Annotated in this window: 16 protein-coding genes; 13 read left to right on the top strand and 3 right to left on the bottom strand. The window is 60.2% G+C overall.

Translation table 11 applies throughout. The features are described 5' to 3' along the window. Positions 1–16 precede the first annotated feature (16 nt). From J3P76_RS12915 to J3P76_RS12905, 3 genes are all read left to right on the top strand, one after another. A complete protein-coding gene (locus J3P76_RS12915; protein ID WP_434700810.1) occupies positions 17–1,339 on the top strand; it encodes an NTP/NDP exchange transporter in 1,323 nt (440 codons plus the stop codon). A gap of 120 nt (positions 1,340–1,459) precedes the next feature. Further along, positions 1,460–2,152, top strand: coding sequence for a type 1 glutamine amidotransferase domain-containing protein (locus J3P76_RS12910; RefSeq protein WP_434611422.1), 693 nt, complete (start codon positions 1,460–1,462; stop codon positions 2,150–2,152). 55 nt (positions 2,153–2,207) lie between these two features. Next, positions 2,208–2,639 (top strand): DUF1810 domain-containing protein, encoded by a 432-nt coding sequence (locus tag J3P76_RS12905; protein ID WP_434700809.1) that lies wholly within the window; start codon positions 2,208–2,210, stop codon positions 2,637–2,639. A 22-nt stretch (positions 2,640–2,661) separates the two neighbouring features. On the opposite strand, the gene J3P76_RS12900 is transcribed toward J3P76_RS12905, so the two are convergent. Beyond that, a complete protein-coding gene (locus tag J3P76_RS12900) occupies positions 2,662–3,297 on the bottom strand; it encodes a TetR/AcrR family transcriptional regulator (protein WP_434700808.1) in 636 nt (211 codons plus the stop codon). 109 nt (positions 3,298–3,406) lie between these two features. Between J3P76_RS12900 and J3P76_RS12895 the strand changes: the two genes are divergently transcribed. Continuing rightward, a complete protein-coding gene (locus J3P76_RS12895) occupies positions 3,407–4,414 on the top strand; it encodes an NAD(P)-dependent oxidoreductase (RefSeq protein WP_434700807.1) in 1,008 nt (335 codons plus the stop codon). 77 nt (positions 4,415–4,491) lie between these two features. Here the strand turns inward: J3P76_RS12895 and J3P76_RS12890 are convergent, their stop codons facing one another. Beyond that, positions 4,492–5,250 carry a hypothetical protein gene (locus tag J3P76_RS12890; RefSeq protein WP_434611428.1) on the bottom strand — a complete coding sequence of 253 codons (759 nt, stop codon included), beginning with the start codon at positions 5,248–5,250 and terminating at the stop codon, positions 4,492–4,494. A 246-nt stretch (positions 5,251–5,496) separates the two neighbouring features. Between J3P76_RS12890 and pstS the strand changes: the two genes are divergently transcribed. The 6 genes from pstS to J3P76_RS12860 all read left to right on the top strand — a co-directional run bounded on the left by pstS (position 5,497) and on the right by J3P76_RS12860 (position 10,734). Further along, on the top strand, positions 5,497–6,528 hold the full coding sequence (pstS, locus tag J3P76_RS12885; protein WP_420763965.1) for a phosphate ABC transporter substrate-binding protein PstS: 1,032 nt from the start codon (positions 5,497–5,499) through the stop codon (positions 6,526–6,528). A 73-nt stretch (positions 6,529–6,601) separates the two neighbouring features. Further along, positions 6,602–7,567: a phosphate ABC transporter permease subunit PstC gene (gene pstC, locus J3P76_RS12880; protein WP_420763964.1), complete on the top strand. Its 966-nt coding sequence runs from the start codon at positions 6,602–6,604 to the stop codon at positions 7,565–7,567. Continuing rightward, positions 7,567–8,478, top strand: a complete 912-nt coding sequence (pstA, locus tag J3P76_RS12875) for a phosphate ABC transporter permease PstA (protein ID WP_039588462.1) — start codon at positions 7,567–7,569, stop codon at positions 8,476–8,478. The genes pstC and pstA overlap by 1 nt, the downstream gene beginning before the upstream one ends. A gap of 75 nt (positions 8,479–8,553) precedes the next feature. After that, on the top strand, positions 8,554–9,315 hold the full coding sequence (pstB, locus tag J3P76_RS12870; RefSeq protein ID WP_025214260.1) for a phosphate ABC transporter ATP-binding protein PstB: 762 nt from the start codon (positions 8,554–8,556) through the stop codon (positions 9,313–9,315). Between the two features lie 94 nt (positions 9,316–9,409). Next, the gene (locus J3P76_RS12865) at positions 9,410–10,108 is read left to right on the top strand and encodes a hypothetical protein (RefSeq protein ID WP_420763963.1); all 699 of its coding nucleotides are present in this window, start codon (positions 9,410–9,412) and stop codon (positions 10,106–10,108) included. After that, entirely contained in the window at positions 10,108–10,734 is a 627-nt protein-coding gene (locus J3P76_RS12860; protein WP_434611430.1) for a hypothetical protein, read from the top strand. Before J3P76_RS12865 ends, J3P76_RS12860 begins: the two co-directional genes overlap by 1 nt. A gap of 4 nt (positions 10,735–10,738) precedes the next feature. Here J3P76_RS12860 and J3P76_RS12855 read toward each other — a convergent pair whose 3' ends face one another. Continuing rightward, complete coding sequence (locus J3P76_RS12855) at positions 10,739–11,473, bottom strand: NADPH-dependent F420 reductase (protein WP_434611432.1); 735 nt, start codon at positions 11,471–11,473, stop codon at positions 10,739–10,741. A gap of 359 nt (positions 11,474–11,832) precedes the next feature. Between J3P76_RS12855 and J3P76_RS12850 the strand changes: the two genes are divergently transcribed. The 3 genes from J3P76_RS12850 (at position 11,833) to J3P76_RS12840 (ending at position 16,547) form a co-directional block, all read left to right on the top strand. Then, positions 11,833–13,686, top strand: a complete 1,854-nt coding sequence (locus J3P76_RS12850; protein WP_434700806.1) for an ABC transporter ATP-binding protein — start codon at positions 11,833–11,835, stop codon at positions 13,684–13,686. A gap of 167 nt (positions 13,687–13,853) precedes the next feature. Further along, positions 13,854–15,227 (top strand): sigma-54 interaction domain-containing protein, encoded by a 1,374-nt coding sequence (locus tag J3P76_RS12845; protein ID WP_434700805.1) that lies wholly within the window; start codon positions 13,854–13,856, stop codon positions 15,225–15,227. 171 nt (positions 15,228–15,398) lie between these two features. Further along, entirely contained in the window at positions 15,399–16,547 is a 1,149-nt protein-coding gene (locus J3P76_RS12840) for an iron-containing alcohol dehydrogenase (RefSeq protein WP_434564043.1), read from the top strand. Positions 16,548–16,575: the final 28 nt, after the last annotated feature.

The raw sequence follows: 16,575 nt of genomic DNA, 5'->3' as shown, positions 1-16,575 counted from the left end.
TCCCTCTGGAGTTTTCATGAGTACGACTTCCTACTTGCATCGGCTGAGTCTCGCCCTCAACGCCCGCGACGGCGAGCTGCGTCCGGCGCTGTGCGGGTTCCTGCTGTTTCTTTGCCTGTTTACCGGTTACTTCATGCTGCGTCCGATCCGCGAATCGATGGGCATTGCAGCAGGCGTCGAGAACTTGCAATGGCTGTTTACCGCGACCTTCCTGGTCATGCTCGCGGCCGTTCCGCTGTTCGCCTGGCTCAGTTCCCGGGTGCCGCGATTGCGTCTGATCGACTGGGTCTACGGCTTTTTCGGCATTAACCTGTTGATGTTCGTCGAGTTCTTTCAATTCCAACCGGACAGCGTCTGGCTGGCCCGGGTGTTTTATGTCTGGATATCGGTTTACAACCTGTTCGTCGTGTCGGTGGCCTGGAGCTTGATGGCGGATGTATTCGACAGCGAGCAGGCCAAGCGCTTGTTCGCGTTCATCGCCGCCGGCGCCAGTGTCGGCGGCCTGTTGGGGCCGGCCCTGAGCGCTTTGCTTATCGACATCGTGGGTGCGTCAGGCTTGATGCTGTTGGCGGCGGTGTTGCTCGGTGCGACGCTGGTGTTGAAACGGACCTTGATGAACTGGCGTGAAGAAGGTGGGGCGGGGCGGCCCGGTGCTGCGCCCACGCAAAGCCCCCGACAGCCGTTGGCCGGCAATCCGTTGAGTGGGATGGTTGCCGTGCTTCGCTCGCCTTACTTGTTGGGCATCGCCGGTTTCGTGGTGTTGTTGGCGACGGTCAGTACGTTTCTCTATTTCGAGCAAGCGCGTCTGGTGGCCGAACACTATCCGGACCGCGCCTCGCAAGTTCGCATCTTCAGCACCATCGACATCATCGTGCAGGCCGGTGCGTTGCTGTCCCAGCTATTCATCACCGGCAGAATCGCACCGAAGCTTGGCGTGCGCGCGTTGCTGGCTATCGTCCCGTTGCTGATGTGCATCGGCTTCCTGGGCCTGGCCCTGGCGCCTGGGTTTGCGCTGCTGGCGACCCTGATGATTGTGCGACGCATCGGCGAATACGCATTCGTGCGGCCGGGCCGGGAGATGCTCTTCGCACCGCTGGATGCTGAAAGTAAATACACGGCCAAGAATTTCATCGACACCGTGGTCTATCGCGCCGGCGACGCCATGAGCGGCTGGGCCAAGAGCCTGCTCGACCAACTGGGCCAAGGGGCAGGGGTGGCGGCAATGGTGGGTGCGTGTTGCGCGTTACTGTGGGGTTACCTGGGCTGGCAACTGGGGCGACAGGCGGATTACGCCGCATCAAGGGAACTGCGCCTGGCGGCCATTTCGGCCAGGACATGACGCCTGTGCATTTGCATCGCGGCGTGGCGCTAACGACTTGAACGTCTACTGCGATGCAGCCTCTGACAATAATGCAGGGCGGATGCATTTCGCCCATTACCGATCGGAGGAAAGGTGTACATGAAAATTTTGATGGTACTTACATCTCATGATCAGTTGGGCGACACCGGCAAGAAGACCGGTTTCTGGCTGGAAGAATTCGCGGCCCCTTATTACGTGTTCATCGACGCCAACGCCGCGGTGACGCTGGCGTCCCCGAAGGGCGGGCAGCCCCCTCTGGACCCCAAGAGCGATGAGGAACAAGCCCAGACCGACGCCACGCGGCGCTTCGCCACGGATACCAGCGCCCAAGCGGCACTGGCCGATACCGTGCCCCTGGGCGAGGTCGATCCCTATGATTTCGATGCGGTGTTCTATCCTGGCGGCCACGGCCCCCTGTGGGATCTCGCCGAAGACACCGACTCCAAGACCCTCATCGAAGCCTTTTATGCATCGAACAAACCCATCGCCGCGGTCTGCCATGCGCCTGGGGTGTTCAAGGATGTCAACGCACCGGATGGCGAGCCTGTGGTGAAAGGTAAAAAAGTCACCGGATTCACCAACTCCGAAGAAGAGGCGGTGGGCCTGACGCAAGTGGTGCCGTTTTTGGTGGAGGACATGCTCAAGGCCAAAGGCGCCCAATACTCCAAGGGAGCGGACTGGGCGAGTCATGTGGTGGAGGATGGGCACCTGATCACCGGCCAGAATCCGGCCTCATCGCAAGCGGCCGCCCATGCGTTGCTCAAGCGGCTGAAGCAAGAGCAGAGCGCTTGAATCCGGCTTTGTGGGGGCGACAGATCAAGTCGCTCCCGTTGGAGGAGCATCAAACATGCACGACCCATACAATCTGGCCCGTTTCGTTGACGCGCAACACCCGGTATTCAGTCGCGTCATGGATGAGTTGCGTGCGGGCCGTAAGACGAGCCACTGGATGTGGTTCATATTCCCGCAATTGCGCGGGCTTGGCCGTTCCGAAATGGCCAGTCGCTTCGCCATTTCCGGCCTTGCCGAGGCCCGCGCGTATCTGCAACACGATGTGCTCGGTCCGCGACTGGGGGGCTCTGTTGAAGCGGTGTTGCAACACAGCGACGTCAGCGCCGAGCGCATATTCGGCTCGCCCGATGATATGAAGTTTCGTTCCTGTCTTACGCTGTTCGTCAGCGCCCAGTCGGGCTCTCCTTTGTATCAACAGGCGCTCGACCAGTTCTATTCCGGCGAGCCGGATCGCAAAACCCTCGCCCTGCTTGAGCAACAGGTATGAACGGCGGACGCGTCACACCGACCTAATCAGCAGGCCCCTGAGGCTGCGAGGACATCGGCTTCAGAACGCCCTGTATCAATGCCGTGAACGCTTCGATCACTTCGTCCTCGCCATGTCGCCCCCTAACCAAGGCGCCGGAGAGCGCTTCTCCCGCGCCAACCAGGCCGATGCAGCACCGCTCAAGTTCGGCTTCTGCCAGACGGGCGTGGGGCTTGAGAACGGCCATGAACATCTTTACGCAATTGTCGAGCAATTCCTGGAACGCCACCTTTTCGTCACTGCCGGCCAAGGCCGCGCCCACCGCGTGAAACTCGTCGGTATGGTCCGCCGCGCACTGGATGTAGGCGCTGGCCAGAGCCTGGGCGGTTTGCTCAAGGCTTAGGGTGGTGCTGGACATCGCGTCCCGGAACGCGTTGACCCGCTCGGTATCGATCCACTTGTAGAGCTCGATCAACAGCCCCGAGCGTGTCCCGAAATGATCATAGACGACGGGCTTGGACACCCCGGCGCGGACGGCCAGGTGGCCCAGGGTCAGTCGGTCGGCGTTTTCCTCGCGCACGATCAACAAGGCAGTGTCCAGTAGCTGGCGTCGCCGTTCGGCTTTGGAAAGCCTGCGGGACGGAGCGCTGACAGGGGTCGGCTCGATTTCTTTTTGCACGTTGTCGCTTCCAATTCAAAAAAACCTACCAATGGTAGGTAACTGTCGGTGATGGTGTGCTAGGTTACCTACTAATAGTAGGTTAACCCGGAAACAAGGAGAACAAACAATGTCACTCAATCCTATCTTGTTCATGGGCGGTTCCGGCGCAATCGGCCACCACACAGCCCGAGCGCTACGCGCCGCTTATCCAGACGTGCCGCTGCTGATTGGTGGGCGGGACCTTGCGAAGGCCCAACGGGTCGCAGCGCAGATGGCCGGGGCGCAGGCCGTGGTGATCGATTCCAGCGCAGACGACCTGGGCCTCGGCGATCGTCCGGTCAGCGCCGTGGTGGTTTTCTACATGGACCACGCCCTCGCCGGATTGCGCTATGCGCAAAAGCGCGGGGTGCCGCACCTGAGCATATCTTCCGGGGTCTTCGAGATCGCCCCCGAAATCGCAATGTACATGCATGCGCCAGGCGCCTCGCCCATTGTTCTGGGTTACGAATGGATGGCCGGCGCAACGACGGCGGCGACGTTGAGCGTGGCCCGGGAATTTGGCCGGATCAATGATATCCGCATCGATGCGCTGGTCGATGAGCAGGACACTGGCGGGCCGACCGTCGCCAGCGATTTCGAACACCTCAACAAGATGCTCCCCGCAGCGCTGACAAGGCGCGACGGGATGTTCGTATGGCGTGAAGGCGAACATTCCAATACGCAGTTCCAAGCCGTGGACGGTACGTCAATCGACGCCGGCGGCTTCTCATCCATTGATGTCGCCGGCCTGGCGGCTGCGACGGGCGCGGCCAATGTCCAGTTCAACATTGGCATCGGGGTGAGCTCCAGTCGGCGACAAGGACAACCGATGTCCACCGAAATCATCATCGAGCTTGCCGGCGCGGACCTGAAAGGCGAACCGCTGCGCACCCGTCACGCCGTCGTTCACCCGGCGGGCACGGCGCCGCTGACCGGCCTTAGCGTCGCCATGCTTCTTGAACGCCTGCTTGGGTTGGATGGTCAGCCGGTGACGTCGGCAGGGCTTTATTTTCCCTATCAGTTGTTGGACGCTGCGGCGTACCTGGAACGCTTGAAACAAGAGGGCGGCGAGTTGCGCCGGTTGCAGGTGCAATGATGCTGCGAATCAGCGCTCCCTAAGCTGGCGCCTGGCAAAACCTCGACGCAAGGCGGATTCTTGCCCCAGGCAACGGCTCAACGTTCGCCGGCCTTTTCGAGCACCTGGCTGCTGAGCCGCGCGTCGCTGGCTCGGTTGTCCGGGCCCTGGCAAATTGCGCTGCAAAGGGCCCGGACGACCGGTACGTAGCTCACCTGACTGGGCTGCCCGACATTGACAGCACCCGTTGGGTTGATCAGGTGCACGGCGATTTCGCCTGGCAACCATGGAACCAGTGGCCAACTCGCACGGTTGGCCAGTATCGCGCAACGATTGCCCATCGCGGGCCCGATATCACAAGACGTCACCAGAGCCACGCCCATCAGCCAGGCGCCTTCAAGCTGCGAGCGCACACGGCCTGGGCTCTCTACATAACCCAGGTCCGCCACTACGACCGCGTGATGAACAATCAAGCGGCGCTCATCGCTCATCTCGATATCGACGACGATCGCGGCGCAGCCCTGGGCATCGTAATGAGCGGCGATCCCCTGACTCCGGCCACGTTCGCCTGCCTTGCCCCAATGGCCCCTCGCGGCCGCCTCGGTAATGACGCGACGCATTCGATGGGCATCGAAGGGGGAGGGTTGGCCTGCGCCTTCGCTCACGGCCGATGCTGAATCAATCACCGCGAGCAGATAGTCCCGATGATCCATATTGCGGGCTCGCAGCTGCGCGACCACGAACTGCTGTTCGGCGAGCATGTGAAGCAACAGGTCTTTCTTGTCCAGATTGCGGTCAAGGGTCGCCCGCCAGGTCAATTGATCGAGCGTGCTGTCGTGCCCATCGGGATGGCTCATTAGCGTTTCTCCTTCCGCTGATGCATGAGGCCAGCAAAAAACGACGTCCCACTGGGCCTGTTGCTCGCGCAACCACCTCAGAGAGATCAAGGCCTACCTTAGGCGCAGGGAACTGACGTCAGGGTGACAGGCCGCTGACAGGAACATGTCAGGTGGAAAAAAGCGACGTTGCCATTCGATCTTCATAAAAACGTAACAACTCTGTTGCAGAGTTCCTCAGCCCGTCATCACAAGGAGTTTCCTTTAATGAAAAGTTTGATGAAGTCTGCTGCGCTTGCCGTTACGGTTTCTCTTTGTGCCAGCTCGGCATCCTTCGCCGCAGAGAGCGTCCGCCTGACGGGCTCTGGCGCCAGTTTCCCCGCGCCGATCTACCTCACCTGGTTCAAGGATTTCAGCAAGAAGTCCGACGGTGTCACCGTGGATTACCAATCCAAGGGCAGCGGCGCCGGGGTTCAGGATTTCCTGAACAAGACCGTCGATTTCGCCGCCAGCGACTCGGCCATGAAAGACGAAGACATCGCCAAGGTCGCCGAAGGCGTGCAGTTGCTGCCGATGACGGCCGGTGAAATCGTCCTGGCCTATAACCTGCCGGGCAATCCCAAGGGCCTGAAGCTGCCAAGGGACGTATACTCCAACATTTTCCTGGGCAAGATCACCCGTTGGAACGACCCCCAGATCGTCGCCGCCAACCCGGACCTGAAACTGTCCGATACGCCGATCACCGTCGTTGTGCGTGCGGATTCCAGCGGTACGACTGCGGTGTTTACCAAGCATTTGGCGACCATCAACCCTGAGTTCAAGCAGGCGCTGGGCGAGGGCAATACGGTCAACTGGCCGGCCAGCGACAAGTTCATCAAGTCGCCCAAGAACGATGGTGTGACGGCCACCGTGCGCCAGACCCCGGGTGCGATTGGCTACATCGAATACGGCTTCGCCAAACTCGCCAAGGTCGACTTTGCCCAGTTGCAGAACAAGGCCGGCCAGTACGTCGTGCCGAACGCCGAAAGCGGTGCCGAGGCCTTGGCTGCGGTGAAGATGCCGCAAAGCCTGGTGTCGTGGCTGCCTGATCCGGACGGTGCCAAGTCCTACCCGATCACGTCCTACACCTGGATGATTTTCCGCAAGGACAACGGCAATCCGGCCAAGGCCAAGGCCATGCGTGAAATGGTCGAATACAGCCTGACCGAAGGCCAGAAGATTGCCGACTCGATGGGTTACATCCCACTGCCGGCCTCCGTCGTCGAGCAGGTTCGCAAAGCGTCCGCCAACATTCAGTGATGCATGAGACCTCTCCCGGTGCGTGCGCGATCAGCCGCGCCGGGAGAGCTTTTCCCTTGTTCGGACTTAGCCAATGAACAAACCTTTTGTCGTACCGGTTAATCCGGACTCTGCCTGCCAACCACCATCGGCGAAGGACTTCCTGGTTGATCGCACCTTCCGTGCGCTTGCACGCATCGGGGTGGTTCTGATCCTGGCGCTGGTATTTGCGCTGGTGTTCGAGGTGGGGCGCAAGGCGCTTCCGGGCATGGAGAAGCATGGCACGGATGTGCTTTTCGGCACTGTCTGGGACGTTAACCAAGGTAAATACGGCATCCTGCCGGCGATCTGGGGCACGCTCTACAGCGCCTTGATCGCATTGCTCATTGCAGGTTTCTTCGGCGTCAGCATGGCGATTTTCCTGACCCAGGACTTTCTGCCCCCCAAGCTCGCCGCCATTTTTCGCACCATCGTCGAACTGCTCGCGGCTATCCCCAGCGTCGTCTACGGCCTATGGGGCATCTACGTGGTCATCCCTGCGATCCGTCCGCTGACGACTTGGTTGAACAGCGAACTGGGCTGGATCCCGTTCTTCGGCACTTCCTTGAGCGGGCCGGGGCTGCTCCCTGCGGCGCTGGTGCTGGCCATCATGATCCTGCCAACCATTGCCGCCGTTTCCCAGGATGCGCTCACGGCCGTACCGATGAAAACCAAGCAGGCCGCCTACGGCATGGGCACCACCCACTGGGAAGCGATTCTCAAGGTGATGGTGCCGTCTGCCGCCACCGGCATCTTCGGCTCGCTGGTCCTTGGCTTGGGCCGGGCGCTGGGTGAAACGATGGCGCTGGCCATGCTGGTCGGTAACGCCAACACGCTTTCGCTCTCGCTGTTCGCACCGGCCAATACCCTCGCGGCGCTGTTGGCGCTGAACTTCCCCGAGGCCGGGCCGAACGAGATCGAGGTGTTGATGTATGCCGCACTGGTGTTGATGTTCATCACGCTGCTGGTGAACATCATCGGTTCGATGATCATGATGTACGCCCAACGGGGTAACAAGTGATGACTGATCTCACTGCTGCAACAGATTTGACGGCTCCAGCGGGCGCGATGCCCAGCCTGCAACGCAGGTTCGAGGGCCGGGCCCTGCGCAGCCTGATCTTGACCACCCTGGTCTGGGCGGGGGCACTGCTGGCAAGCGTACCGCTGATTTCGGTGCTGTACATGCTGATCACCCGCGGCGGTGCGCGCTTGAACCTGGAAGTGTTCACCGAGCTGCCGCCGACAGGCTTCGAGATGGGCGGCGGCTTCGGCAACGCCATGGCAGGCACCTTCGTAATGGTGGGTATCGCGGCGGCCATCGCGGTGCCCGTCGGCATCATGGCAGCGATCTTCCTCGCAGAGCTGGGGCCGGACAGCAAACTGGCAAACGCCGCGCGTTTTGCGGCCAAGATGCTCACGGGTCTGCCATCGATTCTTGCCGGTGTCTTCGCTTATGCCCTGGTGGTGATGACCACCGGCACGTATTCGGCACCGGCCGGTGGCGTGGCGCTGGCGGTGCTGATGCTGCCTATCGTCGTGCTGACGGCGGAAGAGTCGATGCGGATGGTGCCCAAGATCATGAAGGACGCCGCCTATGGCATGGGCTGCACCCGCTCGCAGGTGATCTGGAAAATCATCTTGCCCACCGGCATGCCCGCGATCCTCACCGGCGTGATGCTGGCGGTAGCGCGCGCCGCCGGCGAAACCGCGCCGTTGCTGTTTACCGCGCTGTTCAGCAACTACTGGATCTACCACCAAGGCAACCTAGAGGTCATGAATCCGACGGCATCGCTTGCCGTGCTGATCTACAACTTTTCCGGCATGCCTTTCGACAACCAACTGGAGCTCGCCTGGGCGGCCTCGTTGGTGCTGGTGATGATCGTGCTGGTCGTGAACATCATCAGCCGTATTTTCGGCAAGCCCAAGTATTGAGAACGGGAGCATCTGATCTTGAACGTATCCACTGCGCAAATAGCCGCTCCGTTTGTCACCCAGGCGCCTGTAGTCATGGACTGCAAACTGGACAAGATTTTCTATGGCAACTTCATGGCGGTGCGTGACAGCCACGTACCGATCGAGAAAAACAAGATCACCGGCTTCATCGGCCCATCCGGCTGCGGCAAGAGCACCGTGCTGCGCAGCCTCAACCGGATGAACGATCTGGTGAAGGGGTTCCGCTTCGAGGGCCACGTGCATTTTCTTGGCCAGGACGTCTACGGCAAGGGTGTCGACCCGGTGGTGGTGCGCCGTTATATCGGCATGGTGTTCCAACAGCCGAACCCGTTCTCGATGAGCATCTTCGACAACGTCGCGTTCGGCCTGCGCCTCAATCGCTATAAAGGTGACATTGGCGACCGGGTCAAGCATGCGCTGCAAGGCGCGGCGCTGTGGGACGAGGTCAAGGACAAGCTCAAGGTCAGCGGCCTGTCGCTCTCCGGTGGCCAGCAACAACGGCTGTGCATTGCCCGCGCCATCGCCACCGAGCCGGAAGTGTTGCTGCTGGATGAACCCTGTTCGGCGCTCGACCCGATCGCTACCCGGCGGGTCGAGGAACTGATGGTCGAGTTGAAAAAGGACTACACCATCGCGCTGGTGACTCACAACATGCAGCAAGCCATCCGCGTTGCTGACACCACAGCGTTTTTCTCGGTGGACATTTCCCAGGGCACACGCACCGGCTATCTGGTGGAAATGGGCCCGACGACGCAGATTTTCGATAACCCCCGTGAACAGATGACCGGCGATTACATCAGCGGCAAGTTCAGCTGAGCGACATCCTCGGTCGAGGCCGCATCCCTGCAGAAGCCAAATGGATTTGGCGGGCATCCGGTAGACATTTACCAAGCGTTTCCAAGGAGCACCAATGCCTGCTACGCATCGCCTTGATTTGCCTGCGATTGAGCGCGCACTGCGCGAAGTGCAAAAGAGCTTCGCCGCGCTGAGCCGGCACTTCACGGAGCCGCGGGACCCCCTGACGGATGAAGTGCTGCAAAATGTGCTTGAAGGCTATGGGCTGATTGACGACTATGTGGCCCGCGGCGTCGACCTGTTCGATCTCCAGCAACTGAACCTGATGCTCGAGATCAACGCCACGGTGCTGTGTGGCCGAGACCCCGTACGCCGGCTGGAATACGCCCAGCACCTGGCGGCGACCGAGGCGCATTTCTTCAACAACGTTGAGGGCGGCATCAAGGATTTGTACAACTGGTATTGCGCCTATCGCAGTGAGTCGGTGTGGAAGCGTGCGGCCGGCGTCTATGTACGCATTCTCAGCAAGCCGCAGTTGTTCATCGAGGGCAACAACCGCAGTGGGTCGCTCATCGTCAGCTATCTGCTCATGCGCGCGGGGCTTCCTCCTTTTGTGCTGTCTTTGGAAAACGCCGAGGGCTACTTCAATCCGTCCTCGGTCATACGCAACTCCGCCAAGCATGGCGTCAAGGCTTTGTATGAATTGCCCAAGATCAAGAAGAAATACGCAGCGTTCCTCGAAGAACAGGCACCGGATCCAATGAAATTTTTCCTCGAGGGCAAATCCTTGCCCGTCTCACAGGGCCGTCACTGATGAGCAGGGCTCTTGTGCTCGCCGGATGCAAAACCTTAGGTGGCCGGGTAGGGCAGGCTATCCGTAGCGTCAATCCGACGCGGCTGCTCCAACGCCAGCGCATACGCATTTCGTTCGACATCGACGACACGCTCGCCTGCCAACTCCACCACTGCGATGTCGAGCGAAGCCGGTTGCCGGCCTGTGTTCACCGCTGGCTGGGAGAGCCGCTGCGCATGGGTACGCGCTCGCTGATCCGGGAGCTGCGTCGCCAGGGTTGCAGTATCTGGGTCTACACATCATCTGGGCGCACGCCGTCCTACATCAGGCGTTGGCTGCTGCTGTACGGCATCCGCGTCGACGGTGTCGTCAACAGCGTGCTGCACAACCGCGCCTTGACGACACATGGGCTGTCCAACTCACCCTCCAAGTACCCGCCGGCGTTCGATATCGACTTGCACGTCGATGATTCCGAGGGTGTGCAGATTGAAGGGGATGACCACGGGTTTCGCGTTGTCGTGGTGCATCCGGAGGATGAAGGCTGGGCGCAGAAGGTGCTGGATGCGGTGGCCATGGTCCAGGCGCAGCTTGATTGGCAGCAGAGGCCGGTCCAGCGGGCTCCGTTGCGCCGGGTTACGACCGGCTAGCAAGTCAGGCTGTCATCGTGCGATTCAGGGCCACAATCTGCTCATGGGTAAGCTGACTGCCGGGATCCATGAACCTGGCGATCAGTGCGTCGCGGTTCTCCGGTGCCCGTGCCTTTTCAGCCGCGTCCAGCGCCATTTCCAGCTCCGGCAGTGTCAACTCGGTGCAGTAAGCCGGTGTGCCTGGCTGCTGACGCCATGAGGCTTCGAGGCTACCGGCGGCAAAAGCGGTAAAGCCTGTCTGCTCGACAAGATCCTGCGCTAGCGCCACAGCGGCGGCATCGTTCCCAGCCACGGGTATCGCGATGGGCGTTGAAGCTTCCGCCGGCTGGCCTTTGTCGGCAAGCGTGGCGGCGAGCAGGGCATTCCATGCCTTGACCACCGGGCGACCAAGCTGTTCGCTCACCCAGACGCTCTCGGGCTTGCCGTCCTCAACTTCCTTGATTGCCCCGTCGCGACCCGGATAGTAATTGGAAGTATCGATGACGACGGTCTTCGGGGAAGCATTGCTCAACGTCTGCTTGAGGTCAGGGTATCTAGCAAATGGAATCGACAGGATTACAGCGTCCACGCCGGACACCGCATCGTCCTTGGTCACGGCATGCACGCCGATTTCGCTGGCAAGTTTCTGGAGGCTTTGAGGGTCTTTTGAGTTCGCCAGTTTGACGTCATGCCCGCACGCCGCGAGTTTGCGGGCAAGGGTCACCCCAATGTTGCCTGCGCCGATAATTCCGATTTTCATTTCAATCACCTCGCTTGTGGACAGTCTGCAAGTCTCATCATTCCTGCGCCGGCCTGTATCCGGCCAGCAAACTTAGAATCTCGTCATGTGGGCCGTTGGATTCGGCAAACCGTAATGGCTTGGCGCGCTCGACGACAAGTTCCTGTGGAGTCGATTTCGAGCAATTCAAGAACGTCATGCAGGAACTCGTCCAAGGGCATGGCGTTTTTCTTCATTTTTCGTATTTCAGCGGGAGCCGGAGAAATTCCGGCCCTCCGCGGGTAAAAATTCTGAGCAAACGGCACTGTCTGCGCGTCCAAAACCCTCAACGCATCCTTTAAATGCGACTATCTATGCGTCAGATCGTTTTGGAAATCACCATGCTTCGCCTATTTGAACAACGGCTAGACCCTTTCCCACCCGATGAAGTCCCCCCGCCACCCGACGGTCTGGCGCGGTTCCTGTGGGCTTGCACGCGAGGCGCACGCGGTTACATTCTCGCATTCGCGCTGCTCAGTGCCGGTGTGTCGATCTACGAAGCCTGGCTGTTTTCTTTCCTCGGTCAGGTCGTGGACTTGCTCTCGACCTGGCAGGCAGGCGGCGATGCGGCAGCGCAAGAGAGTCGGGTGCTGTGGGGCATCGGCATCATCCTGGTGGCCAGCGTTGGGCTGGTCGCGTTGCGCACGATGGTGCAGCACCAGATTCTAGCGATCAATTTGCCGTTGCGCCTGCGCTGGGATTTTCACCGGCTGATGCTGAGGCAAAGCCTGTCGTTCTTTTCGGATGAGTTTTCCGGCCGGGTCACCACCAAAGTGATGCAGACGGCGCTGTCGGTGCGTGAGGTGCTGTTCACCATCATCGAGATCGTTCCCGGGATCGGCGTGTACTTCATCGCGATCATCGCCCTGGCAGGCGGTTTTGACCTGAAACTGATGCTGCCTTTCATTGCCTGGATGGTCTTGTTCGGTGTCGCCATGCGCTACTTCGTGCCGCGCCTGGAGAAAGTAGGGCAGGAACAGGCCAATGCGCGGTCGTCGATGACCGGGCGAGTTTCAGACGCCTACACCAACATCACCACGGTAAAGCTGTTCTCCCACTCCAAGCGCGAAGCGCATTTTGCGCGCGCCGCCATGGAGGATTTCAAGCAAACCGGCTTTCGCCAGATGCGCTTGGTCAGCCAGTTCGAGATCGTCAACCAGGCCTTGGTGGTCGGGTTGATCATGGGCTCGGGCGGTTATGCCCTTTGGCTATGGCACCAAGGCGAAGTCGGCACCGGTGCCGTCGCGGCGATTACCGCCATGGCGTTGCGCATCAATGGCATGTCGCACTGGATCATGTGGCAAATGACCTCGCTGTTCGAGAACATCGGCACGGTGCAGGATGGCATGGCGACCCTGACCCGCGGCCCCAAGGTGCAGGATGCGCCAGACGCCGGCGTGCTGGTCACCACGGGCGGCGCGGTGACCTTCGACAAGGTGCGCTTCAACTATAACGGCGAACGCCAGGTGCTCGATGGTCTGAGCCTGAGCATCCGCCCGGGCGAAAAGATCGGCCTGGTAGGCCGTTCCGGCGCCGGGAAATCCACGCTGATCAACCTGCTGCTGCGTTTCTACGACGTGGACAGCGGCGAGATTCGGATCGATGGGCAGAATATCGCCCACGTCACCCAAGACAGCTTGCGCAGTGCCATCGGCATGGTCACCCAGGACACGTCGCTGTTGCACCGCTCCATCCGCGACAACATCGCCTATGGCCGCCCCGATGCAACCGACGCGCAGATCCGCAGCGCCGCGATCAGCGCTCAAGCCGATGGATTCATCAGCCAACTGAGTGACAAGCAAGGTCATTGCGGCTACGACACCCTGGTTGGGGAGCGTGGGATCAAGCTTTCGGGAGGCCAGCGACAACGCATCGCCATTGCCCGGGTGATGCTCAAGAACGCCCCGATCCTGCTGCTTGACGAAGCCACCAGCGCACTGGATTCAGAAGTCGAGGTCGCCATCCAGGAAAGCCTCGATGAAATGATGGAGGGCAAGACCGTGATCGCCATTGCCCATCGACTGTCGACGATCGCGGCCATGGACCGGCTCATCGTCATGGATGAGGGCCGCATCATCGAGCAGGGCACCCACGCCGAGCTGCTCGGGAGGAACGGGACCTATGCGCGATTGTGGCATCACCAGAGTGGCGGTTTCCTGGGGGAGGATCAGGGGGTGGTTGAGGCGGTGGAGTAGGCTGGCTCAGTATCGGAACAACACGCGATTTCGGTTCCGTGTAATCGTGCAATCCGAAAGACCCGCGCATTTCAGGGCTTGTTCCAGGGAAGCGATTTTCTCGCAGGCGGGGTTTTGCAAGAATGTACCCTCTGCATATGACAGCTCCCCCTGAAGGAACCTCCCCGGTGAACGTCAATGACGCCAGCTTCGAAGAACTGCTCAACGCTCTCCATGACGGCGTCTACATCACGGATGGCGACGGCAATACGCTAAAAGTAAATCAAGCCTATGAGCGCCTGACCGGGCTCAGTGGTGCGGATCTCGTCGGTCGATCCATGCAGGAGCTGGTGAAGGAGGGCGTCATCTCGCAATCGGCCACATTGCGCGTGCTACAGGGTGGTCGGCCGGTATCGGTGATGCAGAGCCTGAGCCATGGCAAGAAGTTGCTCGTCAGTGCCACGCCAATTCTCGACGCCGGAAAGCGAATCTCATACGTGGTCAGCACCGTGCGCGACATGACTGAACTGCTGCGCATGAAACACGAGCGCGATGAGTTGCAACAGCTCAAACAACTGCGCAACAGCACCGCCAAGCTTCATGCCGGGCACCGGGACAATCTGCTGCGTTCTCCGCTCATGGCCGATCAGGAGGTTTCCGGCCGCGTCCTTTCGCTGGCCCGGCAGGTTGCGAGCAGCTCGGTGAAGGTGTTGCTTCAAGGCGAAACCGGCGTCGGGAAGACCCTCGTCGCGCAATTCATCCATAACGCCAGCCCACGTGCCAGCGAACCCTTCCTCGCGCTCAACTGCGGCGCGCTGCCCGAGAATCTGATCGAAGCCGAGCTGTTTGGCTATGCACCTGGGGCGTTCACTGGCGCAGGTCCCAAAGGCAAGCGTGGCCTGCTGGAACTGGCGCATCACGGCACGTTGTTTCTAGATGAGATTGGTGATCTTCCGCTGCCGGTGCAGGTCAAGCTGCTCAAGGTCATCGAAGAAAACCGCTTCATTCCTGTCGGCGGCCTGGAATTGAAGGAGGTGGATGTACGCATCATCAGCGCCACCCACCATGACCTCAAGCAGCGGGTGGCGGAGGGGCATTTTCGGGCTGATTTGTATTACCGGCTCAACGTGGTGCCGATTCACATTCCGGCACTGCGCGAACGTCGGGAGGAGATTGCGCCACTCCTGCGTTACTACCTCGACCGATTCAACGTTCGTTATGAACGCCAGGTCCAGTGGAGTCTGGATGCCCTCGACTTGATGTGCGAATACGCCTGGCCCGGCAACATTCGCGAGTTGATCAATGTCGTCGAACGGCTGGTGGTGACCAATCAGACCGGGACTGTCGAGGCGCTTGATATGCCGGAAGAGATCCTCAACCTTAATCCGTCGAAAACCAATGACGCGGGGCTGCCACTGCGCAAGGTATTGGAAAATGCCGAGCGCAGCGCGATTCGCGCCGCGCTGCTTGCGCACAAGACCACGCGCCTTGCGGCCAAGGCGTTAGGGGTGAGCCAGGCGACTGTGGTGCAGAAAATGAAACGCTGGGAACAGTCTGATTAGGATTCTGATCAATGTAGGGTAAAACGATCAGAAAACTAATCGGAGCTCACCGGTAAAAAAGCCCATAATCCACGCAAAGTCCCGTAGGACGGGGCTTCCAGGGCATTGGCACGTCTTTCGCTGTCCCATTTGGCACGTCTTCCATAAAACAACATCAACTGGACGAGCCCGATGAACATTTCTTCTTTCAAAATCGCCAATAAATTAATCACCGGACCCGGCGCAATCGAGCAGCTTTGCGCTGAGCTGACGCGCCTTGAAATCAAGAACCCACTGATCGTCACGGACACCGTCCTGGTGAACTCCGGCACTGTGGACCTGGCGCTGGCGCAACTCGGTGATCGCCACTACGGCGTTTTCGACCAGGTCAAACCGGAGCCTGAGGTGGCCATCGTGGAGGAGTGCACTCGCGCCTATCGCGAGGGTGGACACGACGGATTGATTGCGGTGGGTGGCGGCAGTGCCATCGATATTGCCAAGGGCGTCGCGGCGTATGCCGGTCATGCAGGTCCGCTGACGGAACTGTTCGGTGTCGATTTGGTGAAACGCAAGGGCCCGCCCTTGATTGCTATCCCGACAACTGCCGGCACAGGTTCGGAAGTGACCAACGTCGCGATTTTCTCCGACAAGCAAGCACAGCTGAAAAAAGGCATCGTCAGTGACTACCTGCTACCGGACGTGGCGCTGGTCAGTCCGACCATGACGTTGACCTGCCCACGCAGTGTGACGGCGGCCAGTGGCGTCGATGCGCTGGTGCATGCGGTCGAGTCCTATCTTTCAGTCAACGCTTCGCCAATCACCGATGCCATCGCGCTCGGTGCGATCAAGTTGATCAGCAAGGCGCTGCCGAAGGCTTATGCCAACCCAACCAACCTGCAAGCCCGGGAAGACATGGCCACTGCGAGCCTGATGGCCGGCATGGCGTTTGGCAACGCGGGGGTAGGGGCGGTGCATGCGCTGGCGTACCCGCTCGGCGGACGGTTCAACATTGCCCATGGCGTCAGCAACGCCTTGCTGCTGCCGTACGTAATGGAGTGGAACAAGACAGCTTGCGTCGAGCGTTTCCGTGACATCGCCGAAGCCATGGACGTGCGCGTCGCGAACCTGAGCGACAGGGACGCTGCGGACCAGGCTGTGAAAGCCATGGCGGATCTGTGTGCTGGCGTTGATATTCCCTCCGGGCTGCGCAGTTTCAACGTGCCCGAGGAGGCCATCCCAGCGATGGCGGAGGAGGCCAGCAAGATCGACCGTTTGATGCGCAACAACCCGCGCAAGCTGACGGCCGCCGATATCGAGAAGATCTATCGCGCCGCCTACTGATCCATAAAGCCATGGCTCCGGTTTCCCA

The organism is Pseudomonas sp. D1-36 (genome assembly GCF_051132205.1).
Classification (GTDB): Bacteria; Pseudomonadota; Gammaproteobacteria; order Pseudomonadales; family Pseudomonadaceae; genus Aquipseudomonas.
This window is presented reverse-complemented; position numbering and strand designations above follow the sequence as displayed.